Annotated in this window: 21 protein-coding genes; 14 read left to right on the top strand and 7 right to left on the bottom strand. The window is 63.4% G+C overall.

Annotation, left to right across the window (positions count from 1 at the left end; all coding sequences use genetic code 11):
• Positions 1-50 precede the first annotated feature (50 nt).
• Together AOP73_RS00525 and AOP73_RS00520 are read left to right on the top strand one after the other, a co-directional pair.
• Positions 51-1,220, top strand: a complete 1,170-nt coding sequence (locus AOP73_RS00525; RefSeq protein ID WP_236683469.1) for a Gfo/Idh/MocA family protein — start codon at positions 51-53, stop codon at positions 1,218-1,220.
• 47 nt (positions 1,221-1,267) lie between these two features.
• On the top strand, positions 1,268-2,272 hold the full coding sequence (locus AOP73_RS00520; RefSeq protein WP_061962716.1) for a sugar phosphate isomerase/epimerase family protein: 1,005 nt from the start codon (positions 1,268-1,270) through the stop codon (positions 2,270-2,272).
• 139 nt (positions 2,273-2,411) lie between these two features.
• Here AOP73_RS00520 and AOP73_RS12125 read toward each other — a convergent pair whose 3' ends face one another.
• On the bottom strand, positions 2,412-3,899 hold the full coding sequence (locus AOP73_RS12125; protein WP_084626453.1) for a cellulase family glycosylhydrolase: 1,488 nt from the start codon (positions 3,897-3,899) through the stop codon (positions 2,412-2,414).
• 381 nt (positions 3,900-4,280) lie between these two features.
• Between AOP73_RS12125 and AOP73_RS00510 the strand changes: the two genes are divergently transcribed.
• Entirely contained in the window at positions 4,281-4,973 is a 693-nt protein-coding gene (locus tag AOP73_RS00510; protein WP_061962715.1) for a ThuA domain-containing protein, read from the top strand.
• Positions 4,974-4,996: 23 nt separating this feature from the next.
• On the opposite strand, the gene AOP73_RS00505 is transcribed toward AOP73_RS00510, so the two are convergent.
• The 5 genes from AOP73_RS00505 to AOP73_RS00485 form a co-directional block, all read right to left on the bottom strand.
• Positions 4,997-6,187 carry an ROK family transcriptional regulator gene (locus AOP73_RS00505; RefSeq protein ID WP_061962714.1) on the bottom strand — a complete coding sequence of 397 codons (1,191 nt, stop codon included), beginning with the start codon at positions 6,185-6,187 and terminating at the stop codon, positions 4,997-4,999.
• Positions 6,188-6,361: 174 nt separating this feature from the next.
• Complete coding sequence (locus AOP73_RS00500) at positions 6,362-7,123, bottom strand: trimeric intracellular cation channel family protein (protein WP_061962713.1); 762 nt, start codon at positions 7,121-7,123, stop codon at positions 6,362-6,364.
• A gap of 49 nt (positions 7,124-7,172) precedes the next feature.
• Positions 7,173-8,216 (bottom strand): TIGR00341 family protein, encoded by a 1,044-nt coding sequence (locus AOP73_RS00495; RefSeq protein ID WP_061962712.1) that lies wholly within the window; start codon positions 8,214-8,216, stop codon positions 7,173-7,175.
• A complete protein-coding gene (locus AOP73_RS00490) occupies positions 8,213-8,584 on the bottom strand; it encodes an SHOCT domain-containing protein (RefSeq protein ID WP_061962711.1) in 372 nt (123 codons plus the stop codon). The genes AOP73_RS00495 and AOP73_RS00490 overlap by 4 nt, the downstream gene beginning before the upstream one ends.
• Before the next feature lie 2 nt (positions 8,585-8,586).
• Positions 8,587-9,030: a DUF6325 family protein gene (locus tag AOP73_RS00485; RefSeq protein WP_061962710.1), complete on the bottom strand. Its 444-nt coding sequence runs from the start codon at positions 9,028-9,030 to the stop codon at positions 8,587-8,589.
• 322 nt (positions 9,031-9,352) lie between these two features.
• Here AOP73_RS00485 and rho point away from each other — a divergent pair, with 322 nt between their 5' ends.
• On the top strand, positions 9,353-11,293 hold the full coding sequence (gene rho / locus AOP73_RS00480; protein ID WP_201774479.1) for a transcription termination factor Rho: 1,941 nt from the start codon (positions 9,353-9,355) through the stop codon (positions 11,291-11,293).
• A 135-nt stretch (positions 11,294-11,428) separates the two neighbouring features.
• Here the strand turns inward: rho and AOP73_RS11960 are convergent, their stop codons facing one another.
• The gene (locus AOP73_RS11960) at positions 11,429-11,791 is read right to left on the bottom strand and encodes an endonuclease domain-containing protein (RefSeq protein ID WP_061962709.1); all 363 of its coding nucleotides are present in this window, start codon (positions 11,789-11,791) and stop codon (positions 11,429-11,431) included.
• A gap of 921 nt (positions 11,792-12,712) precedes the next feature.
• On the opposite strand from AOP73_RS11960, the gene rpmE reads away from it, so the two are divergent.
• The 10 genes from rpmE to AOP73_RS00425 all read left to right on the top strand — a co-directional run bounded on the left by rpmE (position 12,713) and on the right by AOP73_RS00425 (position 19,913).
• Positions 12,713-12,919, top strand: a complete 207-nt coding sequence (gene rpmE, locus AOP73_RS00470; protein WP_061962708.1) for a 50S ribosomal protein L31 — start codon at positions 12,713-12,715, stop codon at positions 12,917-12,919.
• A gap of 18 nt (positions 12,920-12,937) precedes the next feature.
• On the top strand, positions 12,938-14,023 hold the full coding sequence (gene prfA, locus AOP73_RS00465) for a peptide chain release factor 1 (protein ID WP_061962707.1): 1,086 nt from the start codon (positions 12,938-12,940) through the stop codon (positions 14,021-14,023).
• Between the two features lie 4 nt (positions 14,024-14,027).
• Complete coding sequence (prmC, locus tag AOP73_RS00460; protein ID WP_236683468.1) at positions 14,028-14,918, top strand: peptide chain release factor N(5)-glutamine methyltransferase; 891 nt, start codon at positions 14,028-14,030, stop codon at positions 14,916-14,918.
• Between the two features lie 15 nt (positions 14,919-14,933).
• Positions 14,934-15,617, top strand: a complete 684-nt coding sequence (locus tag AOP73_RS00455) for an L-threonylcarbamoyladenylate synthase (protein WP_084626685.1) — start codon at positions 14,934-14,936, stop codon at positions 15,615-15,617.
• Positions 15,614-16,831, top strand: coding sequence for an MraY family glycosyltransferase (locus AOP73_RS00450; protein ID WP_084626450.1), 1,218 nt, complete (start codon positions 15,614-15,616; stop codon positions 16,829-16,831). Before AOP73_RS00455 ends, AOP73_RS00450 begins: the two co-directional genes overlap by 4 nt.
• Positions 16,828-17,295 carry a Cg1360 family ATP-synthase-associated protein gene (locus AOP73_RS00445; protein WP_061962704.1) on the top strand — a complete coding sequence of 156 codons (468 nt, stop codon included), beginning with the start codon at positions 16,828-16,830 and terminating at the stop codon, positions 17,293-17,295. Before AOP73_RS00450 ends, AOP73_RS00445 begins: the two co-directional genes overlap by 4 nt.
• An 89-nt stretch (positions 17,296-17,384) precedes the next feature.
• The gene (atpB, locus tag AOP73_RS00440; protein ID WP_439645222.1) at positions 17,385-18,257 is read left to right on the top strand and encodes a F0F1 ATP synthase subunit A; all 873 of its coding nucleotides are present in this window, start codon (positions 17,385-17,387) and stop codon (positions 18,255-18,257) included.
• 50 nt (positions 18,258-18,307) lie between these two features.
• Positions 18,308-18,538, top strand: a complete 231-nt coding sequence (locus AOP73_RS00435) for an ATP synthase F0 subunit C (protein WP_061962703.1) — start codon at positions 18,308-18,310, stop codon at positions 18,536-18,538.
• On the top strand, positions 18,538-19,095 hold the full coding sequence (locus AOP73_RS00430; protein WP_061962702.1) for a F0F1 ATP synthase subunit B: 558 nt from the start codon (positions 18,538-18,540) through the stop codon (positions 19,093-19,095). Before AOP73_RS00435 ends, AOP73_RS00430 begins: the two co-directional genes overlap by 1 nt.
• Positions 19,096-19,100: 5 nt before the next feature.
• The gene (locus AOP73_RS00425) at positions 19,101-19,913 is read left to right on the top strand and encodes a F0F1 ATP synthase subunit delta (protein WP_061962701.1); all 813 of its coding nucleotides are present in this window, start codon (positions 19,101-19,103) and stop codon (positions 19,911-19,913) included.
• Positions 19,914-19,929 lie beyond the last annotated feature (16 nt).

Here is a 19,929-nt window from a genome sequence, read left to right as displayed (position 1 = left end):
AGCGCCCTTTTCCGCCCCTCAACAACCAAAATCTTTGAAAGTAGGACAGTATGTCAGCGTCGCTTCGCGTCGGAATGATCGGCAACGGCTTCATGGGTGCCGCACACTCGCAAGGGTGGCGCGTGGCGCCCCGGTTCTTTGACTTGCCTGCGACGCCGGAGATGACCGTCATGGTCGGTCGGGACGCTGCCAAGAACGAGCAGCTCGCGCAGAAGTGGGGCTGGGCTGAGACCGCGCAGGACTACCGTGAGGTTCTTGAGCGCGACGACATTGACATTGTCGACATCGTGACCCCGGGCGACACCCACGCGGAGATCGCGATCGCGGCGCTCGAGGCGGGCAAGCACGTTCTATGCGAGAAGCCCCTCGCCAACAGCGTCGACGAGGCCCGCCGTATGGCTCAGGCCGCCGATGCTGCACGGGCCAATGGTGTTTTCGCGATGGTGGGCTTTACCTACCGCCGAGTGCCGGCAGCAACCTTTGCGCGTGACCTCGTCGCGCGCGGCGCAGTGGGCAACATTCGCCAGATTCGCGCCCAGTATCTTCAGGATTGGCTCATTGACCCTGAAGCGCCTCTCACGTGGCGGATGAAGAAGGACCAGGCCGGTTCCGGCGCGCTTGGCGACATTGGAGCGCACGCCGTGGACATGGCGCAGTTCATCTCTGGGCTGTCGCTCACCTCGGTTTCCGGAATTCTCGAGACCTTCGTCAAGGAACGTCCCATCATGGGCGAGGGCATCGGACTATCCGGCACTGCCGGCGAGGGCCGTGGAGACGTCACCGTTGATGACTTCGCCTCCTTCACCGGGCGGTTCGACACTGGCGCGCTCGGCACGTTCGAGGCGACGCGCTTCGCGACGGGCCGGAAGAACGCGTTGCGCGTGGAGATCTCGGGCGACAAGGGCGCGATTCTCTTCGACATGGAAGACATGAACGCCATCCAGTACTACGACGCGACAGCACCGGGCACGGAGTTGGGCTTCAAGCGCATCTTCGTCACCGAGGCGGACCACCCGTACGGGGGCGCCTGGTGGCCCACGGGGCACATGCTCGGCTACGAGCACGGGTTCTCGCACCAGGCCAAGGACCTGGTGGAAGCCATCTCCGCCGGCACCCAGCCCACGCCGTCATTTGACGATGGCTACCAGATTCAGCGTGTACTCGACTCCGTGGAGCGCAGCTCCGAGAACGGTAGCGCGTGGACCTCGACGGCCGTCTAGGCCACCCAGACCGCACAAGCATCAGTAGACAAGAAAGGTAGAAAGCAATGGCGCGACCAATCACTCTGTTTACCGGCCAGTGGGCCGACCTTCCCCTCGAAGAGGTGGCCAGGCTCGCATCCGAGTGGGGCTACGACGGCCTCGAGCTCGCCTGCTGGGGAGACCACCTCGACCCTTGGCGTTGGGATGAGCCCGGCTACGTCGAGGGCAAGCTCGCGTTGCTCGAGAAGTACAACCTTAAGTGCTGGGCAATCTCAAACCACCTCAAGGGTCAGGCGGTCTGCGACGATCCCATCGATCAGCGTCACCAGGACATCGTCGGTGCTCACGTGTGGGGCGACGGCGACCCTGAGGGAGTGCGACAGCGCGCTGCTGAGGAGATGAAGAACACGGCGCGCCTTGCTGCCGCCATGGGTGTCAAAGTCGTCATCGGCTTCACCGGCTCCTCCATCTGGAAGTACGTTGCGATGTTCCCGCCTGTCTCGCAGGAGGCCATCGACGCCGGCTACCAGGACTTTGCCGATCGCTGGAACCCCATCCTCGACGTTTTTGACGAGGTCGGCGTGAAGTTTGCTCACGAGGTTCACCCGAGCGAGATCGCCTATGACTACTGGACCACTGTTCGCACGCTTGAGGCTATTGGTCACCGCGAGGCCTTCGGCCTGAACTGGGACCCCAGCCACATGGTGTGGCAGGACATCGACTCGGTAGGCTTCCTGCTCGACTTCAAAGATCGCATCTACCACGTGGACTGCAAGGACACTCGCAAGCGCATGAACAACGGCCGCAACGGCCGCCTGGGTTCGCATTTGCAGTGGGCCGATGCTCGCCGCGGTTGGGACTTCATCTCCACCGGCCACGGCGACGTGCCGTGGGAGGACGCGTTCCGCATGCTGAACCACATTGGCTATGAAGGCCCTATCTCAATTGAGTGGGAGGACGCCGGTATGGACCGACTCGTCGGTGCGCCCGAGGGGCTCGAGTTCGCCCGCCGACTGGCATTCGATGCCCCCGAGGGTGCGTTCGACGCAGCGTTCTCAACCAAGGACTAAAGAGTCGCCTTAGACGGGCCCGCCTCACCTCAGGGTGGGGCGGGCCTTTCTGTGGTGGGCGCGGTGCGCACGGAATAGGTTGAGACGCCTCGGGGCCGTGCGCCAAGCGCCCGACCCCGAGGCGTAACGTCAGACGTGCCTAGTGGTCTGCCGCGGAACCGCGTACGACGCACGAGGCGCTGTTCTCCCATCCCCATCCGTCGCCATCTGGATCAGCAGATGGACTAGAGCAGTAGCGGTAGCCATTGGGCGCCGTCGTGCTTTGCCCAGATCCGTTGCCACTATCGGCAGCAGTTCCGCGTACGACGCAGGAGGCGCTGTTCTCCCATCCCCATCCGTCGCCATCGGGGTCTGATGCAGCGCTCGAGCAGTATGGATAGCCATTGGGTGCGGTGCCGCCGGTGTCGCCACCACCGGTGTCTCCTCCACCGGTGTCTCCTCCGCCGGTGTCGCCACCGCTAGTGTCCGCCGCTGAGCCATGTACGACGCAGGAGGCGCTGTTCTCCCATCCCCATCCGTCGCCATCGGGGTCTGACGCGGCGGTCGAGCAGTATGGATAGCCATTGGGTGCGGTGCCGCCGGTGTCGCCACCACCGGTGTCTCCTCCGCCAGTGTCTCCTCCGCCAGTGTCACCGCCACCGGTGCCTGAGAATACGGAAGCCACAGGGGAGTTGCGCTCGGCGAGCCCATTGGATCCGTTGAGGAATCGCTGACCCCATGGCGTCAGCGAATTTGCTGAGAAGTTGTTCACCATATCGAGGTATTCGACGCCGCTGCCATTGCCGGACCACGACCAGCCCAGCATTCCAATTCCCTGAGATCGGGTGTAACTCATGATCGCGTCTTCGTCAGGATTGCCGTCCGAGTGATGGTCGCCAAACTCACCTACCATGATGGCGAGATTGCGGCTCGTAAATGAATCAAGGTAGGCCCGTACCTCAGCGCCGGTGTCGAAGACCCCGTACATGTGAATGCTGAAGACGACGTTGTCATCGCTTTGGGCGACGGTTGCCGCATTGTCGCGCATCGTGAACGACCAGTCCTGCCCCCAGTTCGGGGCATCGGCTACCAGCGTGTGGTTGAGTCCGGCAGCCCTGAGTGTGGAGATGGCAGAAATCGTGTCACTGGCCCAGTTTTGGAAGCCAGCATTGCCAAACGGCTCGTTGCCGAGATTGATCATCACGTAGTCTTCCTGGCCCTTGAGTACCGGTGCCAGACTCGTCCAGTACTGAGCCGCGCTCGCGAGTGAAGTTGCTCCCGAGGCTTCGCCGTAGCCAGTAGTGTCATGGTCCTCGAGAATGCACACGAGTTCATTGTTCTTACAATCATCAATAATGCTCGCCACTTCGGTCGCAGAGTTCGTGCCCCAACGTCCCCCTGAGAGTACGACGCGGACGGCATTGGCTCCTGTTGACCGAATATCACTTAGTGCGACGCCGGTGGTGTCTGGGTACCACGTGTGGGCGTGATTGATGCCGACGGGGACAAACTCATTCCCGTTCGCATCAAAGATCTTTCCCCCGCTCACGGAAAAGCCGTCCCCTGCCGCGGCATGCGCGGCGGGTGCGGCCACCATCCCGCCCAGTAGTAACGCAGCGCCCATCGCTGCGGTAAGCAATCGTTTCATCGGTCGCTTCCTCCTGATGTGGGCTCCATTGCCCACGTAGGTCGGCGTACATCGTTGTCGAATCGCGATGCGATTCCCCGTTCAGTGCTGATGCTGAACGACCGCCTCGTTTACTTAATCGATTAAGTAAACGGTTTGTACGATACGTCAGTTTTGCTTGGTGCGCTACTGGACCGAGGGTTCCGGGTCGCTGCCAGCAACGACGAGTGCTGACACGATCACATGGCACGGTTCGACGTGAACATTCTCGCCTTCGGGGGAAATTCCTACTTCAGCAATATTGTGGCCGCAGATCGCACCTGATCGATGCCAGGTGGGGCGGGCTTTCTCGTTCCCGATGCGGTTATGCTGGGCTCAGGTATTTCTGTGAAGGGGCAGGGAATGAGCAAAAAAGTCTTAATCGTGCGTGGCGGCTGGGAAGGTCACGACCCCATTGGGGCCACGGACGTCTTTATTCCTACTCTCGAGTCCGCAGGCTTCGCCGTCGACATCGAGGATACTCCCGAGGTCTACGCGGATGCCTCGACCATGAACGGATATGACCTGGTAGTTCAGTGTCTGTCGATGACGAGCGCCACAGTCGACGAGGTCGACGGACTGCGCCGGGCGGTAGCCGCCGGCACGGGCCTCGCGGGCTGGCACGGGGGCATCATCGACTCGTTCCGGGCCTCAACCGACTACCTCCAGCTCGTAGGCGCCCAGTTCGCCGCGCACCCGCACGCCGCGGCGGATCGCGGTCGCACCGATGTCGAGCCCTACCGCGAGTACACCGTGCGTTTCACTGAGGCAGGCTCAGCGCACCCCGTGACCGCAGGCATGGAAGATTTTGACGTCCTGACAGAGCAGTACTGGGTGCTGGCGGACGGACTCAACGAGGTGCTCGCCGACTGCTCCCTCGTCCCAGGCGACGGCGACGAGTGGCCCGAGGCGGTGACAATGCCGGTGGCCTGGACGCGCAGGTGGGGCTCCGGCCGCATCTTCGCAACGTCGCTGGGTCACACGGTGGACGTGTTGACCGATCCCGCCGTGAAGCCGCTCGTCGAACGCGGAATGATGTGGGCCGCACGCCAGTAGACGCGCCGTGGCGTTGAGGTGCGTTAGGCGTCCACTCGGATGAGAGCCTCAACCGATTCGACGGAGAGAACCTGCTGAATGGCCATGGCCGAGGCGCCTGATACGGCTGCGTCCTGGCTTCCGCGCGAGCGGACGATCTGCAGGTTGCCGGCCGCCAAGGGCGTCGCGCGCGTGTAGATCACTTCGCGGGCACCCGCGAGCAAGTGATCGCCGGCGTTGGCGATGGGGCCACCGAGGGCGATGACCGCGGGGTTGATGAGGCTGACGCACGTGGTCAATACTCGCCCGATGATTCGACCCGCTTCGCGAACCTCGCGGATGGCGTCAACGTCGCCGCTCCGCACCGCGGCAATGATGTCCGCGGTCGTGTGAACGTCAACGCCCCGCGCTCGCAAATTGGCGGCAATGGCGGGGCCAGCAGCAACGGCCTCAAGACACCCCTGCGAGCCGCACCGGCACTGCATGCCTTCCGCCTCGGGCACCCAGATGTGTCCGATGTCGCCGGCAAGTCCCTGCGCACCGCGGTGCACACTGCCACCAATGATGACGCCCGCACCAACGCCAGTGGCGACCTTGATGAACAACAGGTCGGCCACATCTGACCAGTGATCGTGGTGCTCGCCCAATGCCATGACGTTGACGTCGTTGTCGACGTAAGTCGGCACGCCGAGTCCTTCGGTGAGTACTCCGGGAACGTCGAAACGGGCCCATCCGGGCATGATTGGCGGGTCAACGGGTCGCCCGGTGGAGTGTTCCACAGGCCCTGGTAGACCCACACCGATGGCCTGCAGCGTCTTCTGATCGCGATACGGCTCCATCAGGCGGTTGCCATTCTCAATCACCCAACTGAGAATAATGTCAGGCCCCTCGGCGACGGCGAGGTCGTCATAGACCTCAGCAACAGTCGTGCCGTTCAAATCCTTGATGGCCAGATGCACGTGCGTAGCACCGATGTCCACGCCGAGCACCACGTGCTGGGTGCCGTCAAAGGCGAACTGACGTGAGGGCCGTCCTCCGGTGGAAGCGGCATCGGCAACGGGGGCGATGAGCTTGACGCGAAGCAGGGCATCGACGCGCGCGGCGACCGTGGATCGTGCGAGTCCAGTCAGGGTGGCGAGCTCCGAGCGCGTGCGCGGCTTGCCGTCCCGCAGAATCTGAAAGATCTCGGCTTGCGCGGCGCCGGTGAGGGCCTCTTGGCCGCGGGCATCGATCATGCGTAGATCCTATCGCGCAAGGTCCCCGACCGGGTGCCGGGGGCGACCATTAACTTCAACTTTTGCCTGACTATCGTCAAAAGTATATTGCCGTGGCCGTCGCCACCAAAATTGATAGGCACGGTTGCTCCGAAAGTTAACGCGGTACAGCATCGGGCGCGCAGCGTTGAGGTGCTAGGGCGACTCGTCGGACGACTGCGAACCTTGCAGGCGGGTGAGGCGGCGGGCGCGGCGCCGAGCGGTGGGAGTGGTGCGGTGTGGCCGGTCGTTGGGGCGTTGGGCGCGGCGGAGTCTCAGTTCGTATGCGCGGCGCCGAGGCTGGGGAATGGTCCAATGGAAGAAACGGCCAGTGACCCGCATCGCGACGGTGGCGACGATCGCGAGCACCAGGGCGAGCACGGCGAGGTCGAGCGAGTAGAACACCGAGTACACCAATGCGCCGGCGAATCCCGCGACGGCGTTTGGAGGTCCCACATACATGATTGACGACGGGCGCCCCTGCAACATGTCGGCCAGGATGAGACCGCCCACGGAGGCGCACGTGCCAATCAAGATTGCGGGTAGCAACTGTAGCCCTGCGATAAGTGCCGCGTTCGCGCCCACGCAAGCGAATAGCCCAATGGCCAAGGAGTCGAGAACCCAGAGCGCCCGCTCAACACGCCTCAAGTAGACGAGCGCAACCCCTGCGACGAGCGTCGCGGCGGCCGCCGTGATGAGGTAGGAAGGGTCGCGAAAGGCAGCCGGTGGGAGGTTGCCAAGGAGGACATCGCGCACGAGTCCGCCACCGAAACCCATGGCGGCCGCAAGCGTGAACATCCCGACGAGATCGACATGTTCTTCCTCTCCGGCGCGCAGCGTACCCACGAGCGCGCCGACGAACACTGCGGCGAGGTTGATCGCGAGTGGAATCTCAAGCGCGACGGAGTCGAGGGGCACGGCCCAAGCCTAGGGCCCGCCCGGCCTCCGCCGCGCCTCGCTGATTCTGCTACTGGGCGGCGACGATGGGGCCGGTCGAGTCGAACGAGTACGAAGGAATGAACTCGAGCGTGATCTCGTCGACGTTCAGGCCCGATTCGCGCATCTTGGCATACACCTGCTCAACGTCGGGCAGGGGCGGTTCGCCCTTGACGATCACGTGGATGCGTTCTCCCTCGAGCGGCGTGATCGACACGATTGTCCACTTGGTTCCGTCGGTGACTTGCTCAACATACTCCTGCACCCGTGAGACCCGATCCCGGTTCTGGATGACTTGGGTCGTGGAGTAGGTGAGTGGGCCCGCGACTAACAGCACCATCACGGCGGTGGTGATGTACGCCTTGACGCGACGACGGCGCTCGGCCTCGAGGTCCTCGACCTCCAGCAAGCGGAGCTTGGAGAACCCATAAATGGCCATAATGATCGAACCCGTTGCCAGAATCGCGGCGACGTTGGTGACGAACAGCAAGATGGCGCCCAGTGCCTGGCCGTAGGCGCCCGACTCCATCGCAAGACCGGCCACACACAGCGGCGGGACGAGCGAAATGGCGATCGCGACACCCGGCAAGGTATCTGAGATATCGGACCGGATCAGCGCAATGGAGCCGACGATTCCAGTGGCGAGAGCCGCAAAAAGATCGATGAGTCCAGGGGAGACGCGGGCGGCCACCTGAGGATTCGTGGCTGCGGTGACATCCTGGACGACGATCAGTCCAAGGAGGAACCCCACCAGCACCGCTGCCGTCGCACCCGCCACCATGATGATGATGGACTTGGTCAGATTGCGTCGGTCGCCCAAGACGGTTGCCAGCATCGTGCCCTGAATGGGGCGCATCAGCGGAGCCACAATCATCGCGCCGATCACGGTGGCGGTTGAATCCGCGACGATTCCCGCCGTGGCGATGCTGGACGCGAGGATCAGCAACAGCCAGAACCGCGTCTGTTGCGAACGGACGGTGGGTCCCTCGAAGAACACCGCCTCACGCATGTAGTCGACGGTGTTGAGTTTGGCTCCCCAGCGCGTCTCACGCACCAGGGAGCCCCAACTGGTCATGCCGAGAGAAGCTTTGCCTTGGCAGCGGCGAACTCCGCGTCGCTGAGGATTCCTGCGTTCTTGAGGGCGGCGAGCTCCTTGAGCTGCGACATCAGGTCGTCGCCACCACCGGCTGCGGGGGCGGCCGCGGCCTGCTGCTGAGCGTTGAGCTGAGCCTGCATCGAGGCGATCTGTGCCTGCGATTCCTGGAGCGCTTGATCCTGCTGGATCTCGCCATACTGAGCTTCCTGCACCTGCTGCTGTTGAGCCTGCGCCTTGCCCTGCTGGCGGCGTGCAACGTTGCCGGAAACGGCGGTTGCGGTACCTGAGATGACGGCCGTGCGAGCCATCGTTCCAATGAGTCCGGGACGTCCCACTCTGCGGCGCATGTCTACTTCTCCTCTTCTTCGATTTCCGCGACGGTGTCGAGGATTTCCTGTACGACCATGCCGGGGACCCGGATGGTGTCGACGACCTCTCCTCCAGCGTTGACGACGGCGTCACGCAGTGGCTTGATCCAGGTGTGCTCAAAGACGAGCACGGCGGCAGCGGAGCCGACTGGGAGCGATTCGGTCAGGGTGTCAATGTCCTCGTCGGAGACGAGGCCCTCGACGCGGTCCATGATGCTCGCAACCTTCGCGACATCGCTGTCTGCGTCCACCTGATCGAGCTCGACGAACTCCGTGGCGTCCTCGGCGACCTTGTTGACAAACAGGCCGTCGATGATGCTGATGGTGCCGGCGTTCACGAGCGTCTCGAGCTCCGCCACGATCTCACCCTGAAAGTTCCCGGATTCAAATCCAAGAACCACGATTTCAATTGGCCCAAGCGTCATGAAAGCAGCCTCCTATTGGCGCATCGCGCGCAGCGGTTGCGCGCCCTAGTTTGCAGGCTAGTGCCATGCCAGGGCGACCGACAACAGGACACTCGTGAATCACGGTCCAAATGGTCGACGGGCCCAGCGTCGTTGACGTGTATCAGGCATGGCATCGGGCGGTGCTATCCTGGAGAAGCTTCCCCCGGAAGGCACCTAGCCCCGTCGGACAGCAATCCCAAGCATTAAGCGTCAGTGGACGACGACGTACGCGCACACGCGAAACTTGGGAATAACCGCACTACTTGAGAGCCACCCGGGCTCGTGCGATGGAAGGACAAGTGTGACCAACACATCCGTAGGCGCAGATCAGACTGCGACCCTCAGTGCCATGAAGATCCCCCAGTTGCAGGCGCTCGCCTCCGAGCTGGGTGTATCCGGCACCACCAAAATGCGTAAGAGCGACCTCGTCGACGCCATCAAGAATGGCGGCGTGGTCAAGCCCAAGGCGGAGACCGCACCCAAGGCAACTGAGTCGGGAGACGGCGAGACCACTAAGCCGGCTCGCGGCCGTGGCCGTGCCCCTAAGAAGGATGCGGCCGATGCAGTGGCGAAGCAGGCGGCTGACGCTGGTCAGGCTGACAAGTCTCCCGCCACGTCAGAGAAGTCGAGCGACGCCGACGAGCGCGCCCGCCGTGCTGCTGAGGCAGTTTCACTTGCAGCTGCTGGCGATGCTGGACGCAACGAGTCAGGCAAGAGGGACTCGTCCAAGAACAACTCTGAGGGCGACGGGCAGCGTGGCCGCGGGCGCAACAGCGACCGCAACAGCAACAGCGACCGCAACGGCAACAGCGACCGTAACAACAACGACCGCGATACTCCCGACCGCAATAGCAATGACCGAGACGACGACTCGCGTGGCGACGGCGGGCGTCGCGACCGCGGCAACAACAATGACCGCGCCCAGGGCGGCAACAACCGCAACGGCGCCGAGCGCGGCAATAACGATTCGACCGATGACGAGCGCGGACGGCGTCGCCGTGGCCGTGGACGTGGGCGTGGACGCGATGGCGGCAATGACCGCGTCAACAACAACGGTCCGCGCGACTCGTACGAGGACGACGATGTACGCGAGGATGAGGAACTCTCTCCCGTCGGTGGCATTGTCGACATCAACGACAGCTATGCCTTTATCCGTACCACCGGCTACCTGCCAGGGAAGTCGGATGTCTATGTGTCGATGAACCAGGTCCGCAAGTACGGACTGCGCAAGGGTGATGCGATTTCCGGCACAGTACGCCCTCCCCGTCCGGGCGAGCGCGGACAGCGCCAGAAGTTCAATGCGCTCGCGACCGTCGAGAAGGTCAATGGCCTTGATCCAGAGGCTGCCAAGGACCGTCCCGTCTTTGGCGATCTGACGCCGCTCTACCCTCAGACACGTCTGCACCTTGAGACCGAGCCGCGCAACATGACCAACCGCGTGATCGACTTGGTGGCCCCCATCGGTAAGGGCCAGCGCGGCCTGATCGTCTCGCCGCCCAAGGCCGGCAAGACCCTGGTGCTGCAGTCACTCGCCAACGCGATCACCACCAACAACCCCGAGGTTCACCTCATGGTTGTGCTGGTCGATGAGCGTCCGGAAGAAGTCACCGACATGCAGCGCACGGTGAAGGGTGAGGTCATCGCCTCGACCTTCGACCGTCCCGCGGACGACCACACCACGGTTGCGGAGCTCGCCATCGAGCGTGCCAAGCGCCTGGTGGAAATGGGTCAGGACGTTGTCGTTCTGCTCGACTCGATCACCCGCCTGGGCCGTGCGTACAACATCTCAGCCCCGGCATCGGGCCGCATCTTGTCGGGCGGCGTGGACTCGTCGGCGCTGTATCCGCCCAAGCGCTTCTTTGGAGCCGCCCGCAACATCGAGCACGGTGGATCACTCACCATCCTCGCAACCGCGCTGGTCGAGACTGGATCGAAGGCCGACGAGGTCATCTTCGAGGAGTTTAAGGGCACCGGCAACATGGAGCTCAAGCTCTCCCGCACCCTGGCCGATCGCCGCATCTTCCCGGCGGTGGACGTCAACGCGTCCGGCACCCGTCGCGAGGAGATCCTGATGAGCCCGGAAGAGCTCAAGGTGATGTGGAAGCTGCGTCGCGTGCTCACCGCGCTCGAGCAGCAGCAAGCTATAGAGCTGCTCCTGGGCAAGCTCAAGGAGAACCAGTCCAACGCCGAGTTCCTGATGCAGGTCGCCAAGACCACGCCCGGGGTCGACGAGGAAAAGTAAGTCTGCACGCGTCAAGGGCCGGGATCACCGCAAGGTGGCCCCGGCCCTTCGCCTTTCCACCCCCGCAGTGCGCCAGCGGTGCTACCCCCGCGCTCTGGCAGTCACTGAGTGCGGATATCGTGCCAATCTCGGCACTCACTGACTGCGGGCGCGCGAGAGCCGATGAAGAATCGCATTGTTTACCTGATCCCGGCACCATTGCGGGTGGTCAACAATGTCGTGCCAACCGAACCGCAAAACCGTGAAGCCGGAGGCGACCAACGCGTTTTGTCGATCGCGGTCCGCCTCACGGTCGGTGCGTGTTGAGTGGTACGCATCGCCATCGAGCTCGATGACGAGTTGTGCTTTGCGATGCAACATGTCCACGCGTACCTTCCTCCGTACGAGAGGTATCTCCGCCTGCCACTCAAAATCTTTGAACCTGGTCCCGACGAAAGTCTCGTGTTTGGCACGGACCTCGAGTGCGGAGGTTGCTCCTTCGGTGAACCATGCCAGCATTCGATCAAGGTCGCGACGTCCTGCTATCCGTGGCCACCGCATCATCTCCGTAGAGAGTTGACGCGATGTGCATGCACGAATCCAGAGCGCGTTCCAGAAAATGTTGGGACGCTCGAATGCCTTGCCGTAGCGCCAGGCGTCGAGTAGTGCTCGAGCGGGTAGCGTGCACGGCACGCCACATGGGGTGCCGTATTCAGGTGGACGTCCAGTCTGATGCACCCGGACCCAATGTGGAGGATGCAGGTTGTCACCATTCGTGGTCGCAAGATCCACGTATCCCGGGCTCGGTAGAGATTTGTTGTAGAGGTGTAGCGCAAGTGATCCTGTGACGAGTGCTCGAGGCGCCCACAACGTCGCTGCTTCCGCCATCACCTGGGGTCGCCGCAGATGCTGTGGAGATGCGTAGACACCTGAGAGGATTCGAGACTGCGGAGCATCGGCAAGCGTGAAGTCAAGGTGGTGGCGCGACCAAGTTGATAGCAGTTCAGCGCGGGTGAAGGCGTGCGGGTAGGCGTCGAGGAATGCACCCAGCGGACCGTCTGGTTCGCGAGGTACGCCGGGGAGTGGCCGCATGGTGCAAGGTCACCATGCTGGGGGAGTGACAGATACGCCGGCTCACTGAATCTGTGGATGACTTTGTATTTTCGACCGGCTGGGGATATCGAAGCGAGCGTTGCTGGGTCACAGCAGTCGTTTGGTGCCGAAAGTTAGGCGATTTCGGCACTCAGTGACTGCTAGTGCAAGGTCGGAAGCGGCGTGCGCGAGGTTAGCCGCAAGTACCCGCGAGGCCCGAGCCCACGCCCGCGCACGGAATAGGCGTTGGCGGCAGGGCGTTTGCTCTGGCACAATGGAACGCTGGCCGTCCGGTTCACCGCACGCGAAGTACGCGTATGGACCCGGAGGCATCTCTAAGGGAGATTCATGAAGAAGGATATTCACCCCGAGTACGTGACTACCACGGTCACGTGCACCTGCGGCAACACTTTCGAGACCCGCAGCACCGTTACGTCCGGCACGATGAGCGCCGACGTCTGCTCCGAATGCCACCCGTTCTACACGGGTAAGCAGAAGATCATGGACACCGGTGGTCGCGTCGCGCGCTTCGAAAAGCGCTACGGCAACAAGTAACCACCCCTGTAATACGACGTGGCCGAAGCCTTCGCTGCCGTCCAGCCTTTGCTGGACGAGTACGCCGACATTGAGAAGCAGTTGTCCGACCCGGCTGTCCATGGGGACGCCGGGCGAGCGCGCACGCTCGGACGGCGATTTGCGGAGCTCGGCCGCGTCGTAGCAGCCCACCACGCATGGGAGGCGGCCCAGGGAGACCTGGAGGCCGCTCAGGAGATGGCGGAGGCGGACCCCGAGTTCGCCGACGAAATCCCTGCGCTCGAGCAGCAGGCAGAGGAAGCAACTGAGACGTTGCGCCGTATCCTCATCCCGCGTGACCCCGACGACGCCCGTGACGTGATCCTCGAGATCAAGTCGGGAGAGGGTGGCGAGGAGTCGGCCCTATTTGCCGGCGACCTGCTCAAGATGTACCTCAAGTTTGCTGAGAACAAGGGCTGGAAGGCCGAGGTCCTTGAGGCCAGCGAAACCGACATGGGTGGCTACAAGGACATCTCCGTGGCCATGAAGTACAAGGGCAACCCCCAGCCTGAAGACGGCGTGTGGGCGCAGCTCAAGTACGAGGGCGGCGTCCACCGCGTCCAGCGCGTGCCCGCGACCGAGTCTCAGGGGCGCATTCACACCTCCGCGGCTGGCGTGCTCGTCTACCCCGAGGCTGAAGAGGTCGAAGAGGTCGACTTGGACATGAACGAGGTGCGCGTCGACGTGTACCGCTCGTCGGGTCCCGGCGGCCAGTCCGTCAACACCACCGACTCCGCCGTTCGCCTCACGCACATCCCCACCGGAATCGTCGTGAGCTGCCAGAACGAGAAGAGTCAGCTCCAGAACAAGGAGTCGGCGCTGCGCATTTTGCGCGCTCGCCTGCTCGCCGCGCAGAAGGAAGCGGCCGATGCCGAGGCATCCGACCTGCGGAAGTCACAGATTCGCACGGTTGACCGCTCGGAGCGCATCCGTACCTACAACTTCCCCGAGAACCGCATCGCGGACCACCGCACGGGCTACAAGGCCTACAACCTTGATCACGTGTTGAGCGGTGACCTGCAGCCGGTCATTCAGTCGGCCATCGATGCAGATGAGGCGTCTCGCCTCGAGGCACACGAGGACTAGCCCCGTGGAGATCGCCGCGCTCGTGCGCGACACCACGCAACGACTGAGCAGGGCCGGCGTGCCCTCCCCGGACGTCGACTCGATCGCGCTCGTGGCACACCTGCTCGGCACTTCCGCCAGCGAGATCCGCACCGCCGCCGCGCGCGGAGATAGCGTGCCCCAGGACGCGGACCTCGACACCTTCGCCACCCGCGTGCTACGCCGCAGCGATCGCGAGCCGCTCCAGCACATCACGGGCGTCTCCCATTTCCGCGGCATCGACCTGGAGGTCGGGCCGGGAGTCTTCATCCCGCGGCCGGAGACCGAGATGGTTGCCCAAGCCGCCATCGACGCAGCCCGCCGTTTGGGACCAGGCAAGGACGGCATCGTCCGAGTGACGGATCTGTGTGCCGGCTCGGGTGCGATTGGCCTGGCCGTCGCCACCGAAGTTCCCGAGGCGCACGTGAACCTGCTCGAGGCGAGCGACGAGGCAGGCGTCTACCTGCGCCTCAACGCGCGCCGCCAACCCTCGGCGGTGCACTCACGGGTGCGGACCATGACCGGAGACGCGCGCCGATGCTTCCACCAGTTCGACACCTGTGCGGACGTCGTGGTCTCGAACCCTCCCTACATCCCGCCAGACGCAGTGCCACGCGACCCCGAGGTGGCGGAATACGACCCACCGCAGGCGCTGTATGGCCTGGGTGACGACGGCCTTGAACTTCCTCGCGACATCGTCAATGAGGCAGCTCGGCTGCTGCGGGTGGGAGGCGTGCTGATCATGGAGCACGCAGACACCCAAGGCGCCGCGCTACGCGACTATGTGGCTTCCTCGCAGTGGTGGGATGACGCACAAACGCACCAGGATCTGACCGGGCGCGACCGTTACCTCGTCGCCATACGCGTGGGCGTCTGACAGACTGAGTCCGTGATTTACCCTTGCTCCGACCCGACCACTTGGGGTCCCTCGCTCGACGCGGCCGTTCACGCGGTCCAGCGCAACGAGGTCATCGTGTTGCCGACCGATACTGTCTACGGCGTGGGCGCCGATGCCTTCTCTCCCAACGCTGTGGCGTCGCTGCTGGCGGCGAAGGGGCGGGGACGGCAGATGCCTCCGCCCGTCCTCATCCCCGATATCCGCACGGTTGACGGGCTCGCTCGCGAGGTGCCGGAACCCGCGCGGGCGCTCATGGAGCATTTCTGGCCGGGGGCCCTCACTGTCATTGTGTTTGCGCAGCCCAGCCTCGCCTGGGACCTGGGAGACACCCACGGAACAGTCGCGCTACGGGTTCCTGATCACGCGGCCGCACGAGCCCTGCTGGCCCGGACCGGGCCACTCGCCGTGACCAGCGCGAACAAGACGGGCAAGCCCGCCGCTACCACAGCGGCCGATGCTGAGGCCCAGTTGGGCACCTCCGTCGCCGTCTATCTTGACGCGGGGACGAGCCCACTCGGCCTGTCCTCGACGATCGTCGACGCGACCAACCCAGCCGGCCTGCGCATCGTCCGCGACGGGGGAGTGACGCTGGCCGACATCGTGGACGTCGTCGGCGCGGACGCACTTCTAGACCGCTCGGAGCACGACGCTGACGCTGGGGGCGAGCCCAGTAAGTGAAGGTCTACCTGATTCTGATGGCGGTGGCGGCGCTGGTCGCGTATCTCTCGACGCCTGCGATGCGTCACCTCGCTATCAGGGTAGGAGCCGTCACTGCGGTGCGTTCACGCGATGTGCACTCGACTCCCACCGCGCGGCTGGGCGGAATCGCGATCTTCGCGGGGATCTTCGCCGGCGTAGTCATCGCGAGCTCGATCCCATTCCTCGGTGGAGTATTCGAAGCATCGCACGCACCCTGGGCCGTCGTCGCAGGGGCCGGACTCGTGTGTGCGCTCGGCGCCGCTGACGATATCTGGGACCTTGATTGGATGGCCAAGCTCGCTGGCCAGGTCCTCGCCGCGTTGGTGATGGCCTGGGGCGGCGTGCAGTTGGTCACCGTACCGATTGCCGGCATCACGATCGGGTCGAGTTACATTTCGCTCATCGCCACGGTGCTGGTGGTCGTGATTGCCATGAACGCCGTGAACTTTGTGGACGGGCTCGACGGTCTCGCCGCCGGCATGATCGCCATCGGTGGTCTCGCCTTTTTGACCTATACCTACTTGCTGGCGCGCAACGCCACCCCTGGCGACTACTCGTCACTCGCGACCCTGGTGCTCGCGGTGCTGGTGGGCGCGTGCCTGGGGTTCTTGCCGCACAATATGCATCCCGCGCGCATCTTCATGGGCGACTCGGGCTCCATGGTGCTGGGTCTCGTGATCGCTGGCGCAGCCATCATCGTCACCGGGCAGATTGACCCCGAAGTGGTCTCCGAACGCGAGCGCATTCCGGCCTTCATCCCTATTGTGTTGCCGCTCATGGTGGTCGCCGTGCCGCTGATCGACATGGGACTGGCCATCATTCGCAGAACCCTGCGTGGGGAGTCGCCCTTCGCGCCCGACGCGCACCACCTCCACCACGTGTTGTTGAGGTTCGGGCACTCGCACCGCTGGGCGGTGGGCGTGCTTTACGTGTGGACCGCCGTGCTGTCCTTCGGCACCGTCTCCATCGTCTTCCTCCCGGCAGGCTGGGCAGCCGTCGTGATCGGCATCGGGATGCTGGGAGCGATTCTCATCACGGCGTCGCCCGGACTGCGCAAGCTATTCTCCCGCACCTGGCGCCGGGCGGGTCGCTCCGCGGCGCCGCTACGGAAAGTGACGCCCGAAGGTCAATCCAAGGCCGTGATTGAGTCCGACACCACTGTTCGAGAAGTACTGCCCAAGGAGAAGCGATGACGACCGAGTCGACCCCCGTGGGGGATTCTGAATCTCAGCCCGACGTCCAGGAGGAGACGGCCGAGGCGCGGGTCTACCGCACCGCGTTGCGCCGGACCGGTGTGGGTCTCGCGGCCCTGGCGGTCATCGCTGTGGTCGTCGGCGCTCTTGTGGCGGGCGGCAGGGGAGTCGTCGCGGGCCTCGTCGGCGTCGGGGTTGCCGCGCTAGCGGGTCTCACGACTCAAGCCGCGATGTCCTGGGGGCACAAGCGCTCGACGGACCAGATGACGATGGCCATTGCGGGATCATGGCTACTCAAAATGATCATTATCGTTGCCGCATTATTAATACTTCAGAATATAGAAAGTTTCCATAAGCAGCTCTTTGCTGTATTCGCCGTCAGCGGGGTTCTATTGACGCTCGCGGTCGACTTTTGGGTGTTACGTGCATCCCGAGTTCCGTACGTAGTCCCGGGTTCGAAATAGCCCCGTTCATAGGTTAGGCTTACCCCAGTTCCGGCAACTCTCCCGACCCGCTGTCGCGCGCGTTCGGGCCAAAAACCAGTGGAGTATCTGTGCGAATTCTCGCTCTCGAAGGAGCCCTACACGCGGCTGTAGCGGAAACGAGCGACGCCGCTTCCAGCGACTCGTCTGGCTTCTTTGGTTGGCTCTTTGGGTCCGACGGATTCCACGCCCCCTCCATTAGTGAGTTTTACCCGGACGCCCTAGCTTTCGCTGGCACCATCTTCGAGTTCAACCGCATCGAGTTGGTCCGCGTCATCGCCGCGTTCTTCATGATCCTCATCTTCTGGCTCGTTGCCCGCAGCGCCAAGATCGTGCCCGGCCGCGGCCAGGCCGTCGTTGAGATGGTGCTCGACTTTGTGCGCGTGCAGATCGTCGAAGAGGTCATGGGTAAGGAGCGTGCCAAGCGATTCGTACCGTTCCTCACGACGCTGTTCATCGCCATCGTGTTCTTCAACATGACCGGCGTGATTCCGTTCTTGAACATCGCAGGTACCTCACTGATCGGCTTGCCGATCATCATGGCGCTGTGGGTCTACGTGATGTACCTGTCGGTCGGAATCAAGAAGCACGGACTCGGCGGCTACCTCAAGGCCAACCTGTTCCCTCCGGGAGTGCCGAAGCCGATCTACCTGCTACTGACGCCCATTGAGTTCCTGCAGGTGTTCATCCTGCGGCCCGCGACGTTGGCGCTGCGACTCGCCGCCAACATGATCGCCGGCCACCTCCTCCTCGTGCTCTGCTTCGCCGCCACGCAGTACTTCTTCTTCGAGGCGACTGGTGCACTCAAGGCCGCGGGAGTTGTCTCTCTCGCCGCCGGATTCGGCTTTACCCTGTTCGAGATCTTTGTCGCGCTATTGCAGGCGTACGTCTTTGTCATGTTGTCGTCGGTGTACCTCAACATGGCCCTGGAAGAAGAGCACTAAAAAATAAGCTTGTGCGGCCGAGTGGCCGCACATCAATGGAAGGAAAAACAGTGGATACCACCACTCTTGCCGAGGTTTCCGGCAACGTTGCGACCATCGGATACGGCCTCGCGGCCATCGGCCCCGGCATCGGCCTGGGAATCCTGATTGGTAAGACCATCGAGGGCATGGCACGCCAGCCCGAGGTCGCCGGTCAGCTCCGTACCACGATGTTCATCGGTGTTGCCTTCGTTGAGGTGCTCGCGCTCCTCGGCCTCATCACCGGCTTCCTGTTCACGTAATGCTCAGCCTCAGCACCATCGTGTTGGCGGAGTCCGAAGGGGCCTCGCACAACCCGATCATTCCCGCGCCATACGACCTACTGTGGTCGACGGTTATTTTCGTCGTCATCGTGGTCGCATTCGTGAAGGTCATTCTGCCCAAGCTGCAGAAGGTTCTTGACGAGCGCGCCGAGCTGATCGAGGGTGGCATCTCTAAGGCCGAGAAGGCACAGGCCGAGGCCGCTGCCGCTCTCGAGGAGTACACGGCACAGTTGACCGAGGCACGCGCCGAGGCAGCACGCATCCGTGAGGACGCACGCGCCGAGGCCACTCAGATTCTGAGTGAGTCGCGTGACAAGGCATCGGTTGAGGCCGAGCGCATCGCAGCGACTGCACAGAAGCAGATCGAGGCGGAGCGTCAGCAGGCAGTCGTGTCGCTGCGCACCGAGGTGGGCTCGCTCGCCACGGAGCTCGCGTCGAAGATCGTCGGCGAGGCACTTGCCGACGATGCTCGTCAGCAGCGCATCGTGAACGGCTTCCTTGACGACCTCGAATCCACTGTGAAGGCGGAGGCGTAAGTCATATGCGCGGAACGAGTCAGGCGTCTCACGACGCAGTACTGCGGGGCTTCGAGCTCGTCCTGTCCGCATCGGGCAAGGACGGCCTGAGCATTGGCGACCAGCTCTTTGCTGTGGTCGACACGCTCGACTCCTCGGGCTCGTTGCGTCGCTCCTTGACCGACCCTGCTCGTCCGGGCGCGGACAAGGGTGCCATGGTTACCTCGCTGTTCGGCAAGTTCGACACACGCGTCCAGGATGTCCTGGTCGAGTTCGTCAACGCACGCTGGTCGGAAGAGCAGGACCTTGCCGAGTCCATCGAGGACGCTGGCGTGGCCGCAGTGCTCGCCTACGCAGAGTCCACGGGCAAGCTCGTGGACGTGGAAGACCAGCTCTTCCGTGTCGAGCGCATTCTCAGTGACGAGCGAGATCTGCTCGTCGCCATGAGCAACCGCTCGGCCACCAAGGAGGCGCGACTCGCGCTCTTCGAAGGTGTGCTTGGCGGAAAGTTGCTGCCGGTGACCCAATCGCTGCTCAACCGTGCCGTGGGCATGCCGCGTGGCCGCCGACTCGTGCCGGCCATCGAAGCCTTCATCGCATCGGCCGCGGAGCGTCGCAATCGTTCCGTTGCCCACGTGACTGCGGCTGTCGAGCTGAGTGCCGCTCAGCGCAAGCGCCTAGCCGACATCCTTACGGGTGCGTACGGCCGTGAAGTTCAGATCAATGTTGCTGTTGACCCCGAGGTCATCGGCGGAATTCGAGTCCAGGTCGGTTCGGAGGTCGTGGACGGTACCGTCCTGGCCCGACTCGATCAGGCACGACGACGACTTGTCGGCTAACACCGACGCAATCTCC

This window comes from Demequina aurantiaca, from assembly GCF_000975135.1.
Taxonomy (GTDB): domain Bacteria; phylum Actinomycetota; class Actinomycetes; order Actinomycetales; family Demequinaceae; genus Demequina; species Demequina aurantiaca.
Note: the sequence above shows the minus strand (reverse complement) of the source record. Positions and strands in the feature narration are given on the sequence as shown.